Below are 19,075 nucleotides of genomic sequence, written 5' to 3' on the forward strand. Positions count from 1 at the left end.
CGCGCAGAAGCAGCGTGCTCGATCAATCCTACTCTGGTTTGCACAGCGGCAGACGCACCGTCTGCAACAGGCCTCCCTCACGGCGGTTGACAATCGTGATCGTACCGCCATGGCTTTCGATGATTTCCTGCGAAATGGCGAGGCCGAGACCGGCTCCGGGCACAATCTGCCGCCGGGCCTGATCAACACGAAAGAACGGCTCGAACACACGGCCGAGCAGATCCTGCGGAATACCGGGGCCGCTGTCCATAATCGTCAAGACAGCCTCGCCGCCATAGCGGGAAAGCGAAACGCGGGCCCCGAGGCCATGGGTCGCGGCGTTCACCACCAGATTCCGCAGCGCGCGCTTGAGAGCGAACGGTGCACCCTTGACCAGTACCGGCTTGATCGCCCCCTGTTCAACGGGGAGATCTGTTTCGCTGATCTCCTCTGCGACGGACCGCAGAACCGCGTCCAGCGACACCTGTTCCTGCGCCGCAGGACTGATTTCCTCACGCACCAGCCGGATCGCGCTGTCGGCGATATGGTCGAGTTCGTCGAGATCTTTCAACCACGACTGCCGGTCGTCGCCATCGACGACAAACTCGGCGCGAAGGCGCATGCGGGTCATCGGCGTGCGCATGTCGTGACCTGCGGCCGCAATCATGCGCATGCGGCTGGAGACCGCTGCATTGAGACGCGTTGCCAGCCTGTTGATGGTCTTGGCGGTGGTACGGACCTCCATCGGTCCGGTCTCAGGCAGTTCGGGAATAATGCCATCAGGACGGATATTGGCGATCGTTTCATCAAGGATGCGCAACGGCCGCATCATCACGTTGCTGACATAGGTTGCAATACCGGTCATGCCGATGGCAACCAATGCCAGATAGGCCGCCAGCGGCAGATACGGAAAAGGCGCGGGATCGGGAAAATCCAGATACGCCCAGCGGCCATCATCCAACCGAATAGCGATATCCCAGCGATGCGGATTAAAGCTCTTCAAGACGACGACATCCGCCGTGTAACCCTGGCGGCGCCCCTCCGCGAGGATATTGTCCGTTCGCTCCTGATCAATACGGCCTTTCGCCGGCTTTTCTTGAATCGTAATATGCAGTGTCTGCGCCGCCAGCGGATCGGCGCGAAGCAGAAGCAGCGCGAATTCTGCTTTTTCAGCCAGAACACGGTCGTACATAACCTCCGGCGGCTTTCGCAAAAGCCAAGCCGTGATGACGGCAGCGATCACCAGCACCAGAACGACCGAGATGATCAGCAGTGCCGTAAACCGCGTACGAAGCGACAGCATCTAATTGCTCCGCTCGACGGGAACCGCGAGTTGATACCCCTTGTTGCGTACGGTCTTCAACATCGCAAATACGCTGGCATCGCCGAGCTTGCGGCGCAGGCGGCTGACCAGGATATCGATCGACCGGTCGAACGGATCGGCCGTCCGCCCCTGTGTCAGGTCAAGCAGTGAATCACGCGACAGGACACGGCCCGGACGCTGGAGAAACACCACCAGCAGTTCGAACTCGCCGCCCGTCAGATCGACGGCGCTGCCATCGGGTGCAAGCAGCGTGCGGCTTTCGATATCGGCGACATAGTTGGCAAACACGTATTGCCGGCTGCCGGCCGGTGCCGGTTCCGCGCGGCCACGGCGCAGCACTGCCCGGATACGGGCAGACAGTTCGCGCGGGTTGAACGGTTTTCCGAGATAATCGTCGGCACCGAATTCAAGTCCGATGATCCGGTCGACATCCTCCTTCAGCGCCGTCAAAAGGATGATCGACAGCTGCGGCATCCTGCCCCGCAAGGAACGGCAGAGATCAAGCCCGGAACCATCCGGCAGCATGACGTCGAGAACCAGCAGATCGATCTTCAACTCGGCCAGCTTGGCCTCGCACTCGCCTTTGCTACCGGCCAGGCTGATGCGGAAGCCCTGACCATCAAGATATTTTCCAAGCAGCCGGCGAATCTCCGGATCATCATCGACGACAAGGATGTGCGGTATTGTGTCCATGCCGTGTTTATATCAGCAGCAAGGTAAAACGCACGCGTCATGGTGGCTGCCATCAGCCGTTTTGAGTGTCGAAATATTTCCCGTAATACCGATCCTACATTTCGTTACAAAAATCGCAGCCTGATGCTTCCAAACACAGATTGCGCGGTGCACGGGACGGTCCGCCATCAAGTTGCGGGTTTGCGGCACGCCCGGCAACGAATTGCCGCAAGCGGTCGTTTTTATCACTGTTGCGGGTTGGCATGGCAGCCGAAAGCAGCCATAAAAACAATGTGCTCTTGCGCCGTTTCGCGGTGCGCTTCGGGCACCGCTGCGGCGCGCAAATGCTGCCGCATTCACGGACCCCTCGCGGTCCCGACATTTCGGAAAGCTGTAAGGAAACGGGCACATAGAGATCGCAGCGACATTGCTTCTGATTCTGGTTCTTGCGCCTTTCGCGGGGAGCCTTGTTGCAATATGCATTCCAGGGCACAAGGGCACAGCCAGCGCCTGGCTTTCAGGCTCCATAGCCCTGTTCTGCCTGGTCGCATCGGCCGGCCTCTATCCAATCGTCGCTGCAGACAAAGTGCTTCGCTACGATATCAACTGGCTTCCAGAACTGGGACTGAATTTCTCGCTGCGCATGGACGGGTTCGCCTGGATGTTTGCAAGCCTGGTCACTGCGATCGGCCTGCTCGTCGTCATCTACGCACGCTATTACATGTCGGCCAACGACCCCGTGCCGCGCTTCTTCGCGCTGTTTCTCGCCTTCATGGGCGCCATGCTCGGCGTTGTGCTCTCGGGCAATCTGATTCTCCTGGCGATCTTCTGGGAACTGACCAGCATCATCTCTTTCCTCCTGATCGGCTACTGGCACCACAATGCCAATGCCCGCGACGGCGCCCGCATGGCCCTGACGGTCACCGGTACCGGCGGCCTGTGCATGTTCGTCGGCCTGATGCTGATCGGCCATATCGTCGGCAGCTACGATCTCGATGTCGTGCTGTCATCCGGCGACCTGATCCGCAACGACCCGCTCTATACCACCGTGCTCGTCCTCATCCTGCTCGGAGCGCTGACCAAGAGCGCGCAGTTTCCATTCCATTTCTGGCTGCCGCATGCGATGGCCGCGCCGACACCCGTTTCGGCCTACCTACATTCGGCGACCCTCGTCAAAGCCGGGGTCTTCCTCTTGATCCGGCTCTGGCCGGTCATGGCAGGAACCGACCAGTGGTTCTGGATCGTCGGGCTTGCCGGCCTCAGCACGCTTTTGCTGGGTGCCTATTTCGCGATCTTCCAGCAGGACCTCAAGGGCCTGCTCGCCTATTCGACGATCAGCCATCTCGGCCTCATCACGGTTCTGCTCAGTCTCGGAAGCCCGCTGGCTGCGGTCGCCGCAATTTTCCACACCATGAACCATGCCACCTTCAAAGCCTCGCTGTTCATGGCGGCGGGAATCATCGATCATGAAACGGGCACCCGCGACATGCGCAAGCTGAGCGGGCTATTCAAATACATGCCAATCACCGCGACCCTGGCGATGGTTGCCAGTGCCTCGATGGCGGGCGTGCCGCTGTTGAACGGCTTCCTGTCGAAGGAAATGTTTTTTGCCGAGGCGATCGAAACCCATAAATACAATCTTCTCGACACGATCACGCCCTATGTCGCCACGCTCGCCAGCATGTTTGCCGTCACCTATTCGCTGCGGTTCATCTACAGTGTCTTCTTTGGCCCGCCACCGCAGGATCTGCCAAAGTCACCCCATGAACCACCGCACTGGATGCTGGCGCCGATCTATTTCCTGGTGTTCTCCTGCCTCGTCGTCGGCGTCATCCCGGCCTGGACAATCGGCCCCTTCCTGCACACAGCCGTCCAATCGGTACTGGGCGACGCGACACCGGTTTATAGCCTTGCCGTCTGGCACGGCTGGAACCTGCCGCTGTTCATGAGTCTGATCGCACTGATCGGTGGCATCGGGCTATTTTTCATCATGCGCCCCTATCTTGCCACCAGCATCGAAGGACCACCCTTCTTCCGCCGCCTGAAGGGCCAACGCATCTTCGAGCGCGTATTGGTGACCTTGTCATGGAAATGGGCACGGTCGATCGAGATGCGCGCCGGTACGCGCCGGTTGCAACCACAAATGCGGGTTTTGGTCGCCGTGGCGCTGCTCGCAGGAGCCGTCACGCTGCTCTCGCAAGGTTTCAAACCGGCTAATATCGTCCTGCGCAACATCGATCCGGCCTTCGCGCTGCTCTGGCTGGTCGGCATGGTCTGTGCCGTCGGCGCCGCCTATCAGGCGAAATTCCATAGGCTCGCAGCGCTCGTTCTGCTCGGCGGCGCCGGCCTTGTCACCTGCGTCACCTTCGTCTGGCTTTCAGCGCCCGATCTTGCGGCGACGCAATTGCTCGTCGAGATCGTCACGACAGTTCTCATCCTGCTTGGCCTGCGCTGGCTGCCGAAGCGGATTGAAGATCCCGATGATCCGGAAATGATGACCATCTCCACCCGCCTGCGCCGCCTGCGTGATCTCGCCTTTGCCGTGTTTGCTGGTTTCGGCATGATGCTCATCTCGTACACGGTGATGAGCCGGGAAATGCCGGAAACGATTTCGAGCTATTTCCTCGAGCGCGCTTATCGCGAAGGCGGCGGCACCAACGTGGTCAATGTCATCCTCGTCGATTTCCGCGGTTTCGACACGCTCGGCGAGATTGCTGTTCTGTGCATCGTTGCCCTGACCGTGTTTGCGCTTCTCCTGCGCTTCCGCCCCGCCACCGAAAGCCTTGAGGCGCCGGAGCAGCAGCGCGTCCAGAACGCCTTCGACGATGATCACCCGGACCGCAAGAAGGGCGACAGCATCGCCGAATACCTGCTGGTTCCGTCGGTGATCATGCGCTGGATGTTCCCGGTCATCGGGATGCTGGCGGCCTTCCTGTTCTTCCGCGGCCATGATTTGCCGGGCGGCGGCTTTGCGGCAGGTATCGCCATGTCGATCGCATTTATCCTGCAATACATGGCCGGCGGCACGCGCTGGGTCGAGGAACGGCTGCGGATCCATCCGCTGCGCTGGATGGCGATCGGCCTGCTCGTTGCCACGGCGACCGGCCTCGGGTCCTGGGTCTTCGGCTATCCGTTCCTGACCTCGCACGCGCAATACGTGAACCTACCGGTCCTCGGCAAGATTCCGCTCGCAAGCGCGATCCTGTTCGATCTCGGCGTGTTCTCCCTGGTGCTCGGCGCCACCGTGCTGATCCTGATCGCACTTGCCCACCAGTCCGTGCGCTCTCCCCGCGCCCAGATCAGGGCCGCGAAGCTGGCTGCGAAGGAGAACACATAATGGAACTGGTTCTCTCTGCAGGCATCGGCGTCTTGACCGCTTCCGGCGTCTGGCTTCTGTTCCGCCCGCGCACCTATCAGGTCATCATCGGCCTGTCGCTGCTGTCCTATGCCGTCAATCTTTTCATCTTCGGCATGGGCCGTTTGAGGGTTAATGCACCACCGGTGCTTGAACCCGGTGGTGCCGGCGGGCTTTTGACCCATACGGATCCCATTCCGCAGGCATTGGTGCTGACAGCCATCGTCATCGGCTTTGCCATGACCGCGCTGTTTCTCGTCGTCCTTCTCGCCTCTCGCGGCTTTACCGGCACCGACCATGTCGATGGCAGGGAGTAAAGCGGCATGAATTGGCTTCACCACCTGATTATCCTGCCGATCCTGTTGCCGATCATCACCGCAGCCGCCCTCATTCCCATTGATGAACGAAACCGGACGCTGAAAGGCGTGATCGCTTTTGCGTCCACTGTGTTTGTTTTCATCATCAGCATTCTGCTGATGCGGATGGCGTCGTCATCGGGAGAAGGCGAAACGGGTGCCAACGTCTATCTGCTTGGAAACTGGCCGGCACCCTTCGGCATCGTTCTGGTGCTCGACCGGTTGTCCGCCCTGATGCTGGTGCTGACCGGGCTGCTGGCGATGGCGACGCAGGTGTTCTCGATGGCGAAATGGCATCGGGCGGGCTATCATTTCCATTCGCTGTTCCAGTTGATGCTGGCCGGGCTCAACGGCGCCTTCCTGACCGGTGACCTGTTCAACCTGTTCGTATTCTTCGAGATGATGCTGGCTGCTTCCTATGGACTGCTGCTGCACGGCTCGGGCCTGATGCGCGTCAAGGCAGGTCTACACTACATCGCCGTCAACCTTGCAGCCTCCTCGCTGTTCCTGATCGGCGTCAGCCTGATCTATGGCGCCACCGGCACGCTGAACATGGCCGATCTTGCCATGCGGATCACCACGATCGGTCCGGAAAGCCGGATGCTGATGGAAGCGGGGGCTGCCCTTCTTGGCATCGCTTTCCTCGTCAAGGCCGGCATGTGGCCGCTGGGCTTCTGGCTGCCCGCCACCTATTCGGCAGCAACCCCGCCGGTCGCCGCGATCTTTGCCATCCTCACCAAGGTCGGCGTCTACATCCTCCTGCGCCTCTCCATGCTGCTGTTCGGCGCAGATGCCGGTGCCTCCCTCGGCTTCGGGCAATCGGTCCTGCTCTATGGCGGCCTTTTGACCATCGGTTTCGGCGCGATCGGCGTGCTGGCCTCGCAGGCCATGGGCCGGCTTGCCGGCTATTGCGTTCTGGTCTCCTCCGGCACGCTGATGGCGGCGATCGGGCTTGGCAATGGCGCCGTCATCGGCGGGGCGCTGTTTTACCTAGTCAGTTCGACACTGACGATCTGCGCCTTTTTCCTGTTGATCGAACTGGTGGAACGCGCCCGCGACGCCGGCGCCGACGTCCTGGCCGTGACGATGGAAGCCTATGGCGATGTCGACGAGAACGAGGCCGAAAAAGAGGGCGGCGTCGCGGTGCCCGGCACCACGGCCGTGCTTGGTCTCTGCTTCTGCGCCTGCGCCATCCTGCTCTCCGGCCTGCCACCGCTCTCCGGGTTTCTCGCCAAATTCGCTATGCTGCACGGCCTGTTCAATCCGAGCAGCTTCGGCGGTGAGGCCCAGGTCTCCGGCGCCGAATGGGCCTATACCGCCCTCCTCATCCTATCTGGCCTTGCAGCCATGATCGCCATGAACCGTGTCGGTATCCGCACCTTCTGGACATCGATCGAAGGCACTATCCCGCGCGTCTTCCTGATCGAGATCGCACCCGTTCTGCTGCTGCTGACGGCCTGCGTCTTCCTCAGCTTCCAGGCAGGTCCCGTCATGCGCTACATGGACGCCACGGCGAAATCGCTGGGGGAACCGCATAACTATATCGGACGCGTGATGTCGGCTCCACGTGTCGGCCCTGCGGCGGGGGAATAGGCCATGCGCTACTGGTTTCCTTATCCGCTGCTGTCACTGGCCCTTTTGATGTTATGGCTGTTGATCAACCAGTCGCTGTCGCCCGGCCAGATCGTGCTCGGTTCCATGCTCGGGATCGCGTTTGCCTGGGCCATGGTCAACCTCCAGCCCGACAAGACGCGGTTGAAGAGTTATGGGCGCATCGCTGTACTGGCCGGACATGTGGCCGTTGATGTCGTTCGCTCCAACATCGCCGTGATGGGCGTGATCCTGCACGCCGCAAAACGGCCGGTGAATTCCGGCTTTGTGGCAATCGACATCGGTCTGCGCGACGAGAATGCGCTGGCACTTCTAGCCTGCATCCTGACGGCGACACCGGGAACCGCCTGGCTCGAATTCGACCGCCAGACCGGCGTTCTCTTGATCCACGTGCTGGACCTGGAAAACGGCGCAGCGTGGTCCGACCTGATCAAACGCCGTTACGAAACCCCGTTGAAGGAGATATTCGAATGAACGAGCTCTTCATCATCTGGTCGATCCTGGCGTCGCAGATCCTGCTTGGACTGGCCATGGGATGCGCCCTGTTCCGTATGGTCCAGGGACCACGCGCCCAGGACCGCATCCTCGGCCTTGATGCGCTCTATATCAACGCCATGCTGTTGCTGCTGACATTCGGGATCCGTACTGCCAATTCGATCTATTTCGAAGCGGCACTGATCATCGCCCTGCTCGGCTTCGTCTCGTCTATCGCCTTTGCCAAATTCCTGATGCGCGGCGAGGTGATCGAATGAGCCATCTGACCGACCTTCCGGCCTGGGCGGCGATCCCGGTCTGCATGCTTCTTCTGCTCGGCTCGGCTATCACCCTCATCGGCTCGATGGGTCTGATCCGGCTGAAGACGTTCTATGGCCGCCTGCATGCACCGACGCTCGGCGCCAGCGCCGGCACGATTCTGATCTGCGTTGCCTCGATGATCACCTTCGCCGTGCTGCAGAACCGCTGGATCCTGCACGAAGTCCTGATCATCGTCTTCGTCATCCTGACGACACCGGTAACCTTGATGCTGCTCGGTCAATCAGCCCTTTACCGCGACCGGATCGAGGGCAAGAACGACGTGCCGGGCAAGACGACAGGCGAGCAGCCGGACACGTCGGGCATGGATATCTGACCCTGTCTACAGGCCGTCGCGACCGCGAAACCGCCGCTGATAGGCCGCATCATAAAGCGAACTCTCGCGGAAATCGGTGGCACCCAGCGTACGGCCGACAAAGATCAGTGCCGTCCGTTCGATCGGATCGGCCGCCACCTTCGCCTCGATATCGGCGAGCGTGCCACGGATCACCCGCTCATCCGGCCAGGATGCCTTGACGACGATGGCCACCGGGCAGTCCGCGCCGTAAAGCGGCGTCAGCTCCTCGACCACCTGCGCCAAGGCATGGATTGCCAGATGGATGGCGAGCGTCGCACCGGTGGCACCGAACCCGGCCAGAGTCTCGGCATTCGGCATAGGCGACGCGCGCCCGGACACGCGCGTCAGCACAAGGCTCTGGGCAACGGCAGGTATGGTGAGTTCTCGGCCAAGCGTCGCAGCAGCGGCGGCAAACGCCGGCACACCGGGCGTCATCGTATAATCGAGCCCATGCTTCTCCAGCCGGCGGATCTGTTCGGCAACGGCGCTCCACAACGACAAATCGCCGGAATGCAGCCGCGCCACATCATGGCCAGCGGCGGCGGCTTTGACATATTCAGCCTCGATCTCGTCAAGCGACATCGGCGCTGTATCGACGATGCGCGCACCTTCCGGGCAATATTGCAGCAGGTCCGGCGAGACGATCGAACCGGCATAGAGGCAGACCGGGCAGCGGGCGATGAGATCGCGGCCGCGCACGGTGATCAGGTCTGCGGCACCCGGGCCTGCTCCAATGAAATGAACGGTCATGCTCTGTCCTTTTGAAATTCCGGCATCATGGCTTGACCCATGACCATTGCGTCACCGGCATCGCCGGACGCCAGCCGGTCATGGCGCCAACCGGAGACGCGCGAGCGATATCGATGCGGATCAGCGAACCGCCAAGCCGTGATTGATGCGTAAGAAGCACCGCCTCCATCTGCGTTGTGACGGCATTGGCAACCAACCGGCCACCAGGTTTCAAGGCGGCGATCGCCGCTGCCATCACGCCCTCTTCGCTACCCCCGCCACCGATAAAGATCGCGTCCGGAGACGGCAACCCGGCAAGGGCCTCGGGCGCTGTGCCATGAACAACAGTCAAACCCGGCACGCCGAATTTCGCCGCGTTTCGCCTGATGCGCTCGGCGCGCTCATCCGAGCCTTCGACAGCAACAGCGCGCATGGCGGGGTCGGAGAGCATCCATTCAATCCCGATCGAACCGGAGCCTGCACCGATATCCCAAAGCAGTTCACCGCGCCGGGGTGCAAGCGCAGACAGCGTCAACGCGCGGACTTCGCGCTTGGTGATCTGGCCATCATGCTCGAACAACCCGTCATCAAGGCCCGGTGCCAGCGGCAGAATACGGGCACCCGTTTCAGCCACGACCTCGACGGCGCAGATATTGAGCGGATTGATCTCCGTCAGCGAAAACTGCGCAGCGAGTTGCGACGTCACACGTTCCTGAGCGCCACCCAGCGCCTCAAGCACCGTCAGCCGGGACCGCCCGAAGCCGTTCTCGACAAGCAACTGTGCAAGCTGACCCGGGCCTTGCTCATCGGATGTCAGCGCCAGAATGCGCGATCCCGGCTGCAGATGCGGCCGGGTCAGATCAAGTGGACGTCCATGCAGGGAAACGATCGCAGTATCCTGCAGCGCCCAACCGAGGCGGGAGGCGGCAAGGCTGAACGAGGACGGAGCGGGAAGAACGCGCATTTCCGAACGAGCGATCTGCCGCGAAAGCGTCACCCCGACGCCGAAGAAGAACGGATCGCCGGAGGCAAGCACCACAACAGGCGTTCCGCGCAGCGCAACCACGGCCTCAACGGAGCGTTCGAACGGGCTCAACCAGCTGTGTTGCTCACCGGCAACCAGTGGCGCTGCAAGCTCCAGATGGCGCGCACCACCAAAAACCACCGAGGCACTGGCGATGCGGCGCTTGGCCTCATCGCCGAGACCGGGTAAACCGTCTTCACCAAGGCCGATGATCGTCAGCCAGGCCAGAATGTTGCCGTTAGAAGAGGTCTGATCGTCACCCATGGGCAAACACCGCATCCTGATCCTTGGCGGCACGACCGAAGCGCGGCAGCTGGCAACCGCGCTGGCTGAGCGCAACGATTGCGACAGCCTGCTTTCGTTGGCCGGACGCACGGCAGAGCCCATGGCCCAGCCGGTTCCGGTCCGAAGCGGCGGCTTCGGTGGTAGCGCCGGGCTTGCCGATTTTTTGAAGGCTGAAAATTTCGATCTTTTGATTGATGCCACCCACCCCTTTGCGGCACGCATCTCGCACAACGCCGCCATCGCTGCGGGCAGCACCGGAATTCCGTTTTTTGCCTTGCGCCGCGCCATCTGGAAACAGGAACCGGGCGATCGCTGGACGAGTGTTCGCTCCGTCCCAGAGGCGATCGATGCTCTCGGCACCGTGCCGAAACGAGTCTTCCTCGCCATCGGCAGACAGGAGGCCTTCCACGTCGAAAGCGCTCCGCAGCACAGTTATCTGATCCGCAGCGTCGATCCCGTCACACCGCGGCTCGACATTCCCCAAGCGCATTACATTCTGGCGACCGGCCCCTTCGAGGAGGCGGCCGAACGGGAACTTCTGATCGAGAACCGGATCGAGGTCATCGTCGCCAAGAATAGCGGCGGCACGGCCACCCATGGGAAGATCGCGGCTGCACGCGCTCTCGGTATCGCGGTAATCATGGTCGAGCGCCAGCAACCGGACGATGTCCGCACGGTTGAGACTGTCAAAGACGCGCTCGGCCTGGTCGATCACCTTTTCTCCCCGGAGATGAAACGCGGCGTATAAACCAGATCAGGTTTGCCCGGACGCGGGATAATCCGCGTTTCCGGCGAGCCGATAATCACGCAGGTCGCCATATCGGCCTTCTGGGCATCGGCCTGCCCAAGCGGCATGACCAGCATGCGTTCATCCGGACGGCCAGCCGCGCGGCCGAAGATCACCGGCGTTTCCGCCGGCAGAACGGTACGCAGGATATCGAACGCTTCGCCGAGCTGCCAGGGCCGCGCCTTGCTGATCGGATTGTAGAGCGCGATCACCAGACCTGCTTCCGCCACCAGCTTCAAACGCCGCGTGATCACGTCCCACGGCTTCAGATTATCCGACAGCGAGATGGCACAGAAATCATGGCCGAGCGGAGCGCCGATGCGAGCGGCAACCGCCAGCATGGCGGTAACCCCCGGCACGATGACTAGATCGATCGCGCGCCATTCGTCCGGCCCGTTGTCGATTGCCTCGCAGACGGCGGCGGCCATGGCAAAGACGCCGGGATCGCCGCCGGAGACGACGCAGACATTGGTGCCCGAGACGGCGCGAAGGATTGCGGCATGCGCCCGGTCGAGTTCCTCGCGATTGTCCGACGCAATACGGTTTTGATCCGGGCGCAACGACAGCCGGTCGAGATAGGGGCCGTAGCCAAGGAAGTCGGTCGACTTTGAGACCGCGTCGAGGGCCTCGGGCGTCATCTGCTGTGGACCGCCCGGACCTGTGCCGATCACATAAAGCGTGCCGCTCATGGCCTGCCGCTCCAGCCGGGAACCAGAACCAGCGAAAAATAAGGTGCGACATCGTCGGCTTTTTCGGCCAGCGGTATCATCGCGGAATTCGCCATCGTGCCGCGCTCGACATAGACGGCCTGGCCAAGCTTGCCTGCAGCAATCAACGCACGCCGGATCTTCGGCAAATTGCGGCCGACCTTCATGATCACGGCTGCCTCGGTATCGCCGAGGCGGCGGATCAGCTGGTCCTCGCCCATCGTGCCCGGCAGCACGGAAAGCACATCGTCGCCCTGCACGATCGGCAGGCCAGCCAGCGACCAGCATCCGGACATGGCGGTGATCCCCGGAATGACCTCGACCGGGTAACGTCCGGCCAGACGTACATGCAGATGCATGTAGGAGCCGTAGAACATCGGGTCGCCTTCGCTGAGGATGGCGACGGTCTTGCCGGCGTTCAGATGTTCGGCAACGGCCGCTGCCGACGCATCGTAGAACCCGGTGATCTGGCTCTTGTAGTCGTCATGATCCTTGTCGATCTCGACGGTCACGGGATAATAGAGCGGTAGCTCAAGCAGGCCCGGTTTCAGCAGACCATCGACGACCGCGCGTCCGTTGCCGCGCCGCCCTTCCTTGGCGAAATAGGCAAGAACGTCGGCCGCAGCCAACGCCTTGATGGCCTTGAGGGTCAGAAGCTCAGGATCGCCGGGGCCAGTGCCGACACCGATCAGCCTGCCAATCGAAGCGCCGCTCAAAGTCCCGGCCTCGCCAGCGAATTGACCGCCGCTGCCGTCATCGCGCTACCACCAAGACGGCCGCGCACGATGGCATAGGGCACGCCATAGGAATTGTCGGCCAGCGCATCCTTCGATTCCGCCGCGCCGACAAAGCCGACCGGCATGCCGATGATTGCTGCGGGCTTTGGCGCGCCGTCGCGCAGCAGTTCCAGCAGGAAGAACAGTGCCGTCGGCGCATTGCCGATGGCAACAACCGAACCGGCCAGGCGCTCGACCCACAGCTTCAACGCAGCGGCAGAACGGGTATTGCCGATCTCACGGGCGATGTCCGCTGTCTGCGGCTCACGCAAGGTGCAGATCACGTCATTGTCGGCCGGCAACCGTGCGCGGGTAATGCCGTGAGAAACCATGAAGGCATCGCAAAAGATCGGCGCGCCGTTCTTCAGGGCCTGGCGGGCAGCCGGAACGAAGCCGGGAGAAAACTCGAAATATTGCGCCGCATCGACCAATCCGCAGGCATGCACCATGCGAACGGCCAGATCGGCCTCTTCCTCAGAAAAGCGGGAGAGATCGGTTTCGCTGCGAATAATGGCAAACGAGCGCTCGTAGATGGCATCGCCATCCCGGATATAATCGTAATCAGGCATCTCTATCCCTGTTGAACCGCGGCTCTTATCCCGTCCGCTCCGAGCCGTGTAAGGCAGGACCGGGCCGATTCGCCACCCTGTTTCCGCTCAGACACCAGCTTGTCGAGGTGTTCAAGCGCGGTTCTTATGTTGTTTTCTTCGATATAAGCGGTTGGCGCCGCCGATGCAGGGCCATTTACGACAAGGCCGTAGCCTGTTGGCGCAGCGGTGATCGTCAGAGCCGAAGCGGACGGTTTGGCACAGCCCTTGGCACAGCCGGACACATGCACCGTCAGCGATCCGTCGAGCAGCACCGGTGCTTTGTCTATAACCATGTGCGCCACGGCTCGCGTATCTATCCGCGCCGAGCGGCAGGCGCCGACACCGGCGCAGGCGGCGATGTGATTGCGCGGATCACGCGGAAATGCCCGCAAGCCATGGCCGAGCGCCAAAGCCTGCGCCGCACCGATCCGGTCAGCTGTAATGCCCAGCACCATCAGCGCGTGACCGGGGGCCAGGCGGATTTCCGTAGCCCCCAATATGTCCAGTGCCTCAAGCAATGCGCCAAGACCTTGGGCGTAGATTTGTCCAAATGGCAGGCCGATGCCGAGAACAGAGCGGCCTTCGCCAAGATGGTGAATACCAGCGGCGTTCGGTGCGGGCACCATGGACGGGATCGGATCAAGATCAGTTGCGGCGGCCCAGCGGGTTGATACAGCGCCGACGATATCGCGTGCTCGGGCATCCCTGCCGATCGCTGCAAGGTTTTTGAGAATATCCATCACTGCCGGGACGACAGCCGCTTCTTCCAGCACCGCAATCCGCCTTGCCGTCGCCTCAGTACCGGCAAGAGCCAGCAGCCAGCGCACTTGGCCGTCGGTCTGGACTGCGCGCAGCCTGATATCGGCGGTCACCGCACCCAGATTCAGCAGCCCGCCGCCATCCACCACCACAGACAGCTTCGGCGCCAGGATCAATGGTGGCTGATGCGCAGCTACAGCTACGCGCAACCGTTCGGCAACGGAAACGGCGTCGGCAATTTCGGCTGGGTCCAGCCCGGCCAGAGGGGGCGTTTCAATGGCCAGCCCCTGCGCGATCTCGATGCCAGCCTCTGCGATTTTTTGGGACAAGAGCGAGACGGTCTGCACCGTCAATCCACGGATTTGCAGGTTGCCCCGCGCGGTGATTTCCAGAATCCCGTTTCCACACAAAGCCGCCGCATCCGCTATCGCCATCAGATCGCGAAGCGCAAACCCAGGTTTTTCGGGCCGCAATCGTGCCAACAGGCCGTCGCCCGTCATCATCGGCGTTGACAGGGAGGGACACGCACCGCGGCGCATCGGCGCGAGCGGCGTGACTTCCATTGATCTGTCGGATGGTGCGGCACAAAACGTCATGACAGGCGGCTCGCCATCTCCAGGTTTCCAAAAGTGCAATCCAAGGATCGGGCCACCGTTGGCCCGTCACTGCATCACTCTACAACACAGCAAACCCGGCCGCCATGCCATGGCGCACGGCAAAAGGAAGCACCACTTTGCCCGCTACTCTTCGAAATCCACGCCCTTTTGCAAAAGGTAGATATCCATGATCCAGCCATGCTGCGCCCGCACCGCTGTTCTGGTTTGGAGAATTTCGTCCTTCACGTCGGCAAGACGGCCAGAAATAATGATCTCCTGTTCCGTGCCGAGATAGGCGCCCCAATAGATCTGCGCCTCGGGATCATCAATCTTCATGAAGGCTTGCTCGCCGTCGAGCATGACGACGGCCGTTTCGCTTTTCTGCGGAAAGCTCTGCGACAGAAGCCGCCCGGTGGTGATCTCCACCGACTTGCCGACGAGATTGAGCGGAATCCTGTGACTGGCGGCCAATGCCTGAATGCTGGTAATGCCGGGAATGACCGAATAGTCGAACGCAACCGTCGCCAAGGCGCGAACTCGTTCTATGATCCGGATCGTGCTGTCATACAGCATCGGATCGCCCCAGACGAGAAAGGCACCGGTCTGACTTTCGTCGAGTTCTTCGATCAGCAGGCGCTCGTAGGCGCTAGCGATCGCGGCATGCCAGTCATCGACGCTGCGCTGATAGGACCGATCCGCCACCTGGCGCACGGGAACTGCGAACTCCACCACCCGGCTGTTCGGATTGCTGACATAACGGGACACAATATCACGGCGGATATCGGCAAGCTGAACCTTCGCATCCCCCTTGGTGGGGATGAACAGAACGCCGGCCTTATTGAGTGCATTGATCGCCTGCACCGTCATGTGTTCAGGGTTTCCGGCGCCGATCCCCACGATCAGGACATTTCTCATTTCGAAGCCTTTTTCAACATATCGGTGTGTTTGGCGGATTGAGGAAAGCAGCGCAAGACAGTGGTGGCGCCCATCAAGTCTAAGCATCTGGTAAAACACGAAAAATACTTTACCACGATAATACAACCACTATGGCAAGAGCCCAATAGTTCCGCTATAAAACCGATAAATCCGTTTACATTAGCGATAAATCATTTACATAGACGCGCAAATGCAGCAACCGGCGATGCTATACGCCATGGCAGTTCGCATGTTCCCCGGGCGGCAGAATGCCTGGTAATGCGGCCCTAGAGAAATTGTGGCACATAGTGCACACCATTTGAGACGGCGAACGTCTCGCGAGGACCTCAACAGTGACCAATCCATTGAAGAACAAAGTCAGCGCATCCGATCCTGCCGCAGCTTTGTGGAACTGCAAGGCAGGCTTCATCGGCATCTTTATCGCCAGTGCGCTTGTCAATATCCTCTATCTGACCGGCTCCTTCTTCATGCTGGAAGTCTATGACCGGGTTCTGCCGAGCCGAAGCATCCCGACCTTGATCGCGCTCTGCCTGCTTGCGTTGTTGCTCTATGCTTTTCAGGGCGCGTTCGAAATGGTGCGCGGCCGGATGCTCGTGCGTGTTGCCGGTGCGTTGGACGAAGCCATGAGCGCGCGGATCTATCGTGCCGTGGTTCAGGCCCCCTTGAAACTGCGCACCCAGGGCGATGGCCTGCAAGCTCTGCGCGATTTCGATCAGGTTCGTTCCTTTCTCTCTGGCACCGGCCCCGCAGCATTCTTCGATTTGCCTTGGCTGCCATTCTACATCGGCATCTGCTTTCTCTTCCACCCGATGATCGGCATCGTCGCGGTCATCGGGTCGATCATTCTCATCGGCCTAACGTTCCTGACCAACCGCGGCACAAAAGGCCCATCGAAAAAGGCGTCGGAAGCGGGCAACCAGCGCAATGCCTTCGCTCAGGCCTCACAGCGCAATGCCGAAGTCATGCAGGCCATGGGCATGATGGGCCGGATGTCGCAGCTTTGGGAACAGCGCAACAACACCTTCCGCGAACAAAACCGGGAAACGTCCGATGTCGGCAACGGATACGGAGCCTTATCCAAAGTGTTCCGGATGGCACTGCAATCCGCCGTTCTCGCAACAGGCGCGGTTCTTGTCATTGAGGGCATGGCGTCGCCGGGCATCATCATCGCCGGTTCGATCCTGACCGCTCGGGCGCTTGCACCGGTGGAACTGGCGATCGGCAACTGGCGCGGCTACGTTTCCTGCCGGCAGAGCTGGCAGCGACTGAAGGAATTGCTCAACGCCCTGCCGGAACGCGAATCGCCGCTGGAGTTGCCGATACCGAAGGAAAAACTGAGCGCCGAAAACCTCGCAGGTGGCCCTCCCGGCGCGCAGCGTCTGACCTTCGCGGAAGTAAACTTCACGGTAAACGCCGGCAGTGCGGTTGGCGTTATCGGAGCCAGCGCCTCCGGCAAATCCTCGCTTGCGCGCGCCCTGATCGGCATCTGGCCGTCGTTTCGCGGCTCTGTCCGCCTCGACGGTGCAGCGCTGGATCAATGGGACAGCGACAGGCTCGGCCGGTCTATCGGCTACCTGCCGCAGGACGTTGAACTTTTCGCCGGGACCGTCGCACAGAACATTGCCCGCCTGGGTCAAAACCCGTCGCCGGATGCCATTGTTTCCGCCGCCAGGGCCGCCCGCGTACACGACCTCATTCTCAAGCTGCCCAACGGCTACGAGACAGAGATTGGCGAAGGTGGTGCAGCGCTTTCCGCCGGGCAGCGCCAGCGTGTCGCTCTCGCTCGTGCTTTGTATGGGGAGCCCTTCCTCGTCGTCCTCGACGAACCAAACTCCAATCTGGATGCCGAGGGCGAGCAGGCACTCAGCGAAGCGATCATGAGCGTGCGGGCACGCGGCGGCATCGTCGTCGTCATTGCCCATCGGCCGAGTGCGCTCGCCGCCGCCAATATGGTGCTGATGATGAACGAGGGACGGATGCAGGCCTTTGGACCGAAGGATGAAGTGCTCGCGCAGATCCTGCGCAAGGACAACCGTCAGCCAAAAATTGCAAGCCACGGATCGCTGAAAGTCGTGGGTGAAGGACAGGAGTCCGCGTCGTGACCCAGGCAGCAAAACCAATGAGCTCGCACCGGTCGCTGGGCCGGCATATCACCGCCGTAACAATCCTCGGCATCGCACTCGTCGTCGGTATCGGCGGCTGGGCGATGACCACCGAGCTGTCGAGCGCGATCGTCGCGAGCGGCACGGTCGTGGTCGAGAACAACGTCAAGAAGATTCAGCACCTGACAGGCGGCATCGTCGAGGAAGTGTTGGTCAAAGAGGGCGATACCGTCAAGGCTGGCCAGATCCTGCTCAAGCTCGACGGCACGACGGTGCGCGCCAACCTGTCGATCGTGCAGAACACGCTGGCACAACTTTATGCGCGCCGCGCCCGCCTGCTGGCAGAGCAGCTGGGGTCAAACGACTTCGCCATCCCCGAAGACCTAAGCCAGTTGATATCCGGCACCAGCACGCCCGGCGAGGTTCTGGAACAGAGCGAACGCAAGCTGTTCATCAGCCGCAAGAATGCTCTCGTCGGCATGAAAAGTCAGCTCGCATCGCGCAAGAGCCAGCTTGTCGATGAAACCAAGGGCCTAACCGTTCAGCTGACGGCGATCGAAGATGCGCTGAAACTGATCGGCGAAGAACTGTCGGGTCTCGACAAGCTCTATGGCAAGGGCCTCGTTTCCATGCAGCGCCTGACCGAGCTGAAGCGCGACCGTGCCCAGCTGGAAGGCGACCGCGGCGCGCGTCTCGCGGCCCGTGCACAGGCTGCCGGGAAATCCAGTGAAATCGACCTGCAGATCCTGCAGCTCGATGAAGACCGCCGCACTGAAATTGCCAAGGAGCTGACGGATGTCGAGGGCAAGATCGCCGAGTACGAGGACCGCCGCGTCGCCGCCATGGACCAGCTGAAACGTATCGACATTCGCGCGCCGCTCGATGGCCGGATCTATCAGTTGGCCGTGCATACCGTAAATGGTGTGATCAATCCCGGCGAAGTCCTGATGCTGGTTGTGCCCGGCGCCGACGGCCTGACGGTCGAGGCCAAGATTGCCACCCATGATATCGATCAGATTCGCCTCGGCCAGTCGGTTGAAGTCCGTTTCAGCGCCTTTAACCAGCGCACAACACCGATTGTCGAAGCGGAGGTGGTAACCATTGCGCCCGACCTCGTGACCGACCAGCGTACCGGCATGACCTACTATCCGCTCCGTATCAGGCCGAAGCCGGAAAGCCTGACCGGCCTGAAGGGCTTGACGCTTTATCCCGGCATGCCGGCTGAAGTGTTCATCAAGATCGCCGATCGCACCGTGATCTCCTACCTCGCGAAACCACTGACCGAACAGATACAGCATACGTTCCGCGAGGATTGATCCAGACAAGCAACACGGCGG

The 19,075-nt window shown here is 61.2% G+C and carries 18 protein-coding genes; 9 read left to right on the plus strand and 9 right to left on the minus strand.

Annotated features, from left to right (window positions below):
• Positions 1 to 28: 28 nt before the first annotated feature.
• Both ACP7E6_RS11120 and ACP7E6_RS11125 read right to left on the minus strand, forming a co-directional pair.
• On the minus strand, positions 29 to 1,282 hold the full coding sequence (locus ACP7E6_RS11120) for an ATP-binding protein (protein WP_426229832.1): 1,254 nt from the start codon (positions 1,280 to 1,282) through the stop codon (positions 29 to 31).
• A complete protein-coding gene (locus ACP7E6_RS11125) occupies positions 1,283 to 1,996 on the minus strand; it encodes a response regulator (protein ID WP_426229833.1) in 714 nt (237 codons plus the stop codon).
• 388 nt (positions 1,997 to 2,384) lie between these two features.
• On the opposite strand from ACP7E6_RS11125, the gene ACP7E6_RS11130 reads away from it, so the two are divergent.
• The 6 genes from ACP7E6_RS11130 to mnhG are packed head-to-tail and all read left to right on the plus strand — an operon-like array spanning position 2,385 to position 8,426.
• On the plus strand, positions 2,385 to 5,312 hold the full coding sequence (locus ACP7E6_RS11130) for a monovalent cation/H+ antiporter subunit A (RefSeq protein WP_426229943.1): 2,928 nt from the start codon (positions 2,385 to 2,387) through the stop codon (positions 5,310 to 5,312).
• The gene (locus ACP7E6_RS11135) at positions 5,312 to 5,647 is read left to right on the plus strand and encodes a Na+/H+ antiporter subunit C (RefSeq protein ID WP_113247198.1); all 336 of its coding nucleotides are present in this window, start codon (positions 5,312 to 5,314) and stop codon (positions 5,645 to 5,647) included. The genes ACP7E6_RS11130 and ACP7E6_RS11135 overlap by 1 nt, the downstream gene beginning before the upstream one ends.
• A 6-nt stretch (positions 5,648 to 5,653) precedes the next feature.
• Positions 5,654 to 7,279, plus strand: a complete 1,626-nt coding sequence (locus ACP7E6_RS11140) for a monovalent cation/H+ antiporter subunit D (RefSeq protein ID WP_426229834.1) — start codon at positions 5,654 to 5,656, stop codon at positions 7,277 to 7,279.
• Between the two features lie 3 nt (positions 7,280 to 7,282).
• Entirely contained in the window at positions 7,283 to 7,771 is a 489-nt protein-coding gene (locus ACP7E6_RS11145; RefSeq protein ID WP_426229835.1) for a Na+/H+ antiporter subunit E, read from the plus strand.
• Positions 7,768 to 8,049 carry a K+/H+ antiporter subunit F gene (locus tag ACP7E6_RS11150; protein ID WP_426229836.1) on the plus strand — a complete coding sequence of 94 codons (282 nt, stop codon included), beginning with the start codon at positions 7,768 to 7,770 and terminating at the stop codon, positions 8,047 to 8,049. The genes ACP7E6_RS11145 and ACP7E6_RS11150 overlap by 4 nt, the downstream gene beginning before the upstream one ends.
• Entirely contained in the window at positions 8,046 to 8,426 is a 381-nt protein-coding gene (gene mnhG / locus ACP7E6_RS11155; protein WP_426229837.1) for a monovalent cation/H(+) antiporter subunit G, read from the plus strand. Before ACP7E6_RS11150 ends, mnhG begins: the two co-directional genes overlap by 4 nt.
• Before the next feature lie 6 nt (positions 8,427 to 8,432).
• Here mnhG and cobM read toward each other — a convergent pair whose 3' ends face one another.
• Entirely contained in the window at positions 8,433 to 9,197 is a 765-nt protein-coding gene (cobM, locus tag ACP7E6_RS11160; RefSeq protein WP_426229838.1) for a precorrin-4 C(11)-methyltransferase, read from the minus strand.
• Between the two features lie 25 nt (positions 9,198 to 9,222).
• Complete coding sequence (cbiE, locus tag ACP7E6_RS11165) at positions 9,223 to 10,464, minus strand: precorrin-6y C5,15-methyltransferase (decarboxylating) subunit CbiE (RefSeq protein ID WP_426229839.1); 1,242 nt, start codon at positions 10,462 to 10,464, stop codon at positions 9,223 to 9,225.
• Here cbiE and ACP7E6_RS11170 point away from each other — a divergent pair.
• Positions 10,463 to 11,233, plus strand: a complete 771-nt coding sequence (locus ACP7E6_RS11170; RefSeq protein WP_426229840.1) for a cobalt-precorrin-6A reductase — start codon at positions 10,463 to 10,465, stop codon at positions 11,231 to 11,233. The genes cbiE and ACP7E6_RS11170 overlap by 2 nt on opposite strands.
• Here ACP7E6_RS11170 and ACP7E6_RS11175 read toward each other — a convergent pair.
• The 5 genes from ACP7E6_RS11175 to cobF form a co-directional block, all read right to left on the minus strand.
• On the minus strand, positions 11,197 to 11,961 hold the full coding sequence (locus ACP7E6_RS11175; RefSeq protein ID WP_426229841.1) for a precorrin-3B C(17)-methyltransferase: 765 nt from the start codon (positions 11,959 to 11,961) through the stop codon (positions 11,197 to 11,199). The genes ACP7E6_RS11170 and ACP7E6_RS11175 overlap by 37 nt on opposite strands.
• The gene (locus ACP7E6_RS11180; RefSeq protein ID WP_426229842.1) at positions 11,958 to 12,695 is read right to left on the minus strand and encodes a precorrin-2 C(20)-methyltransferase; all 738 of its coding nucleotides are present in this window, start codon (positions 12,693 to 12,695) and stop codon (positions 11,958 to 11,960) included. Before ACP7E6_RS11180 ends, ACP7E6_RS11175 begins: the two co-directional genes overlap by 4 nt.
• Positions 12,692 to 13,324 (minus strand): precorrin-8X methylmutase, encoded by a 633-nt coding sequence (locus tag ACP7E6_RS11185; RefSeq protein WP_426229843.1) that lies wholly within the window; start codon positions 13,322 to 13,324, stop codon positions 12,692 to 12,694. Before ACP7E6_RS11185 ends, ACP7E6_RS11180 begins: the two co-directional genes overlap by 4 nt.
• Positions 13,325 to 13,326: 2 nt before the next feature.
• Positions 13,327 to 14,700, minus strand: coding sequence for a precorrin-3B synthase (gene cobG / locus ACP7E6_RS11190; protein ID WP_426229844.1), 1,374 nt, complete (start codon positions 14,698 to 14,700; stop codon positions 13,327 to 13,329).
• A 144-nt stretch (positions 14,701 to 14,844) separates the two neighbouring features.
• Positions 14,845 to 15,615: a precorrin-6A synthase (deacetylating) gene (cobF, locus tag ACP7E6_RS11195; RefSeq protein WP_426229845.1), complete on the minus strand. Its 771-nt coding sequence runs from the start codon at positions 15,613 to 15,615 to the stop codon at positions 14,845 to 14,847.
• A 353-nt stretch (positions 15,616 to 15,968) separates the two neighbouring features.
• Between cobF and ACP7E6_RS11200 the strand changes: the two genes are divergently transcribed.
• Complete coding sequence (locus tag ACP7E6_RS11200) at positions 15,969 to 17,738, plus strand: type I secretion system permease/ATPase (protein ID WP_426229846.1); 1,770 nt, start codon at positions 15,969 to 15,971, stop codon at positions 17,736 to 17,738.
• A gap of 17 nt (positions 17,739 to 17,755) precedes the next feature.
• The gene (locus ACP7E6_RS11205) at positions 17,756 to 19,054 is read left to right on the plus strand and encodes an HlyD family type I secretion periplasmic adaptor subunit (protein WP_426229944.1); all 1,299 of its coding nucleotides are present in this window, start codon (positions 17,756 to 17,758) and stop codon (positions 19,052 to 19,054) included.
• The last annotated feature ends 21 nt before the right edge of the window (positions 19,055 to 19,075 follow it).

This window comes from Pararhizobium sp. DWP3-4 (assembly GCF_049898205.1).
In the GTDB taxonomy this organism is placed as follows: domain Bacteria; phylum Pseudomonadota; class Alphaproteobacteria; order Rhizobiales; family Rhizobiaceae; genus Pararhizobium.

Bases quoted from the DNA above. Each gene is read 5' to 3' on its own strand.
- ACP7E6_RS11120 (WP_426229832.1), bottom strand. From the start codon at position 1,282: ATGCTGTCGCTTCGTACGCGGTTTACGGCACTGCTGATCATCTCGGTC.
- ACP7E6_RS11125 (WP_426229833.1), bottom strand. From the start codon at position 1,996: ATGGACACAATACCGCACATCCTTGTCGTCGATGATGATCCGGAGATT.
- ACP7E6_RS11135 (WP_113247198.1), top strand. From the start codon at position 5,312: ATGGAACTGGTTCTCTCTGCAGGCATCGGCGTCTTGACCGCTTCCGGC.
- ACP7E6_RS11140 (WP_426229834.1), top strand. From the start codon at position 5,654: ATGAATTGGCTTCACCACCTGATTATCCTGCCGATCCTGTTGCCGATC.
- ACP7E6_RS11145 (WP_426229835.1), top strand. From the start codon at position 7,283: ATGCGCTACTGGTTTCCTTATCCGCTGCTGTCACTGGCCCTTTTGATG.
- ACP7E6_RS11150 (WP_426229836.1), top strand. From the start codon at position 7,768: ATGAACGAGCTCTTCATCATCTGGTCGATCCTGGCGTCGCAGATCCTG.
- mnhG (WP_426229837.1), top strand. From the start codon at position 8,046: ATGAGCCATCTGACCGACCTTCCGGCCTGGGCGGCGATCCCGGTCTGC.
- cobM (WP_426229838.1), bottom strand. From the start codon at position 9,197: ATGACCGTTCATTTCATTGGAGCAGGCCCGGGTGCCGCAGACCTGATC.
- ACP7E6_RS11170 (WP_426229840.1), top strand. From the start codon at position 10,463: ATGGGCAAACACCGCATCCTGATCCTTGGCGGCACGACCGAAGCGCGG.
- cbiE (WP_426229839.1), bottom strand. From the start codon at position 10,464: ATGGGTGACGATCAGACCTCTTCTAACGGCAACATTCTGGCCTGGCTG.
- ACP7E6_RS11175 (WP_426229841.1), bottom strand. From the start codon at position 11,961: ATGAGCGGCACGCTTTATGTGATCGGCACAGGTCCGGGCGGTCCACAG.
- ACP7E6_RS11185 (WP_426229843.1), bottom strand. From the start codon at position 13,324: ATGCCTGATTACGATTATATCCGGGATGGCGATGCCATCTACGAGCGC.
- cobG (WP_426229844.1), bottom strand. From the start codon at position 14,700: ATGACGTTTTGTGCCGCACCATCCGACAGATCAATGGAAGTCACGCCG.
- cobF (WP_426229845.1), bottom strand. From the start codon at position 15,615: ATGAGAAATGTCCTGATCGTGGGGATCGGCGCCGGAAACCCTGAACAC.
- ACP7E6_RS11205 (WP_426229944.1), top strand. From the start codon at position 17,756: ATGAGCTCGCACCGGTCGCTGGGCCGGCATATCACCGCCGTAACAATC.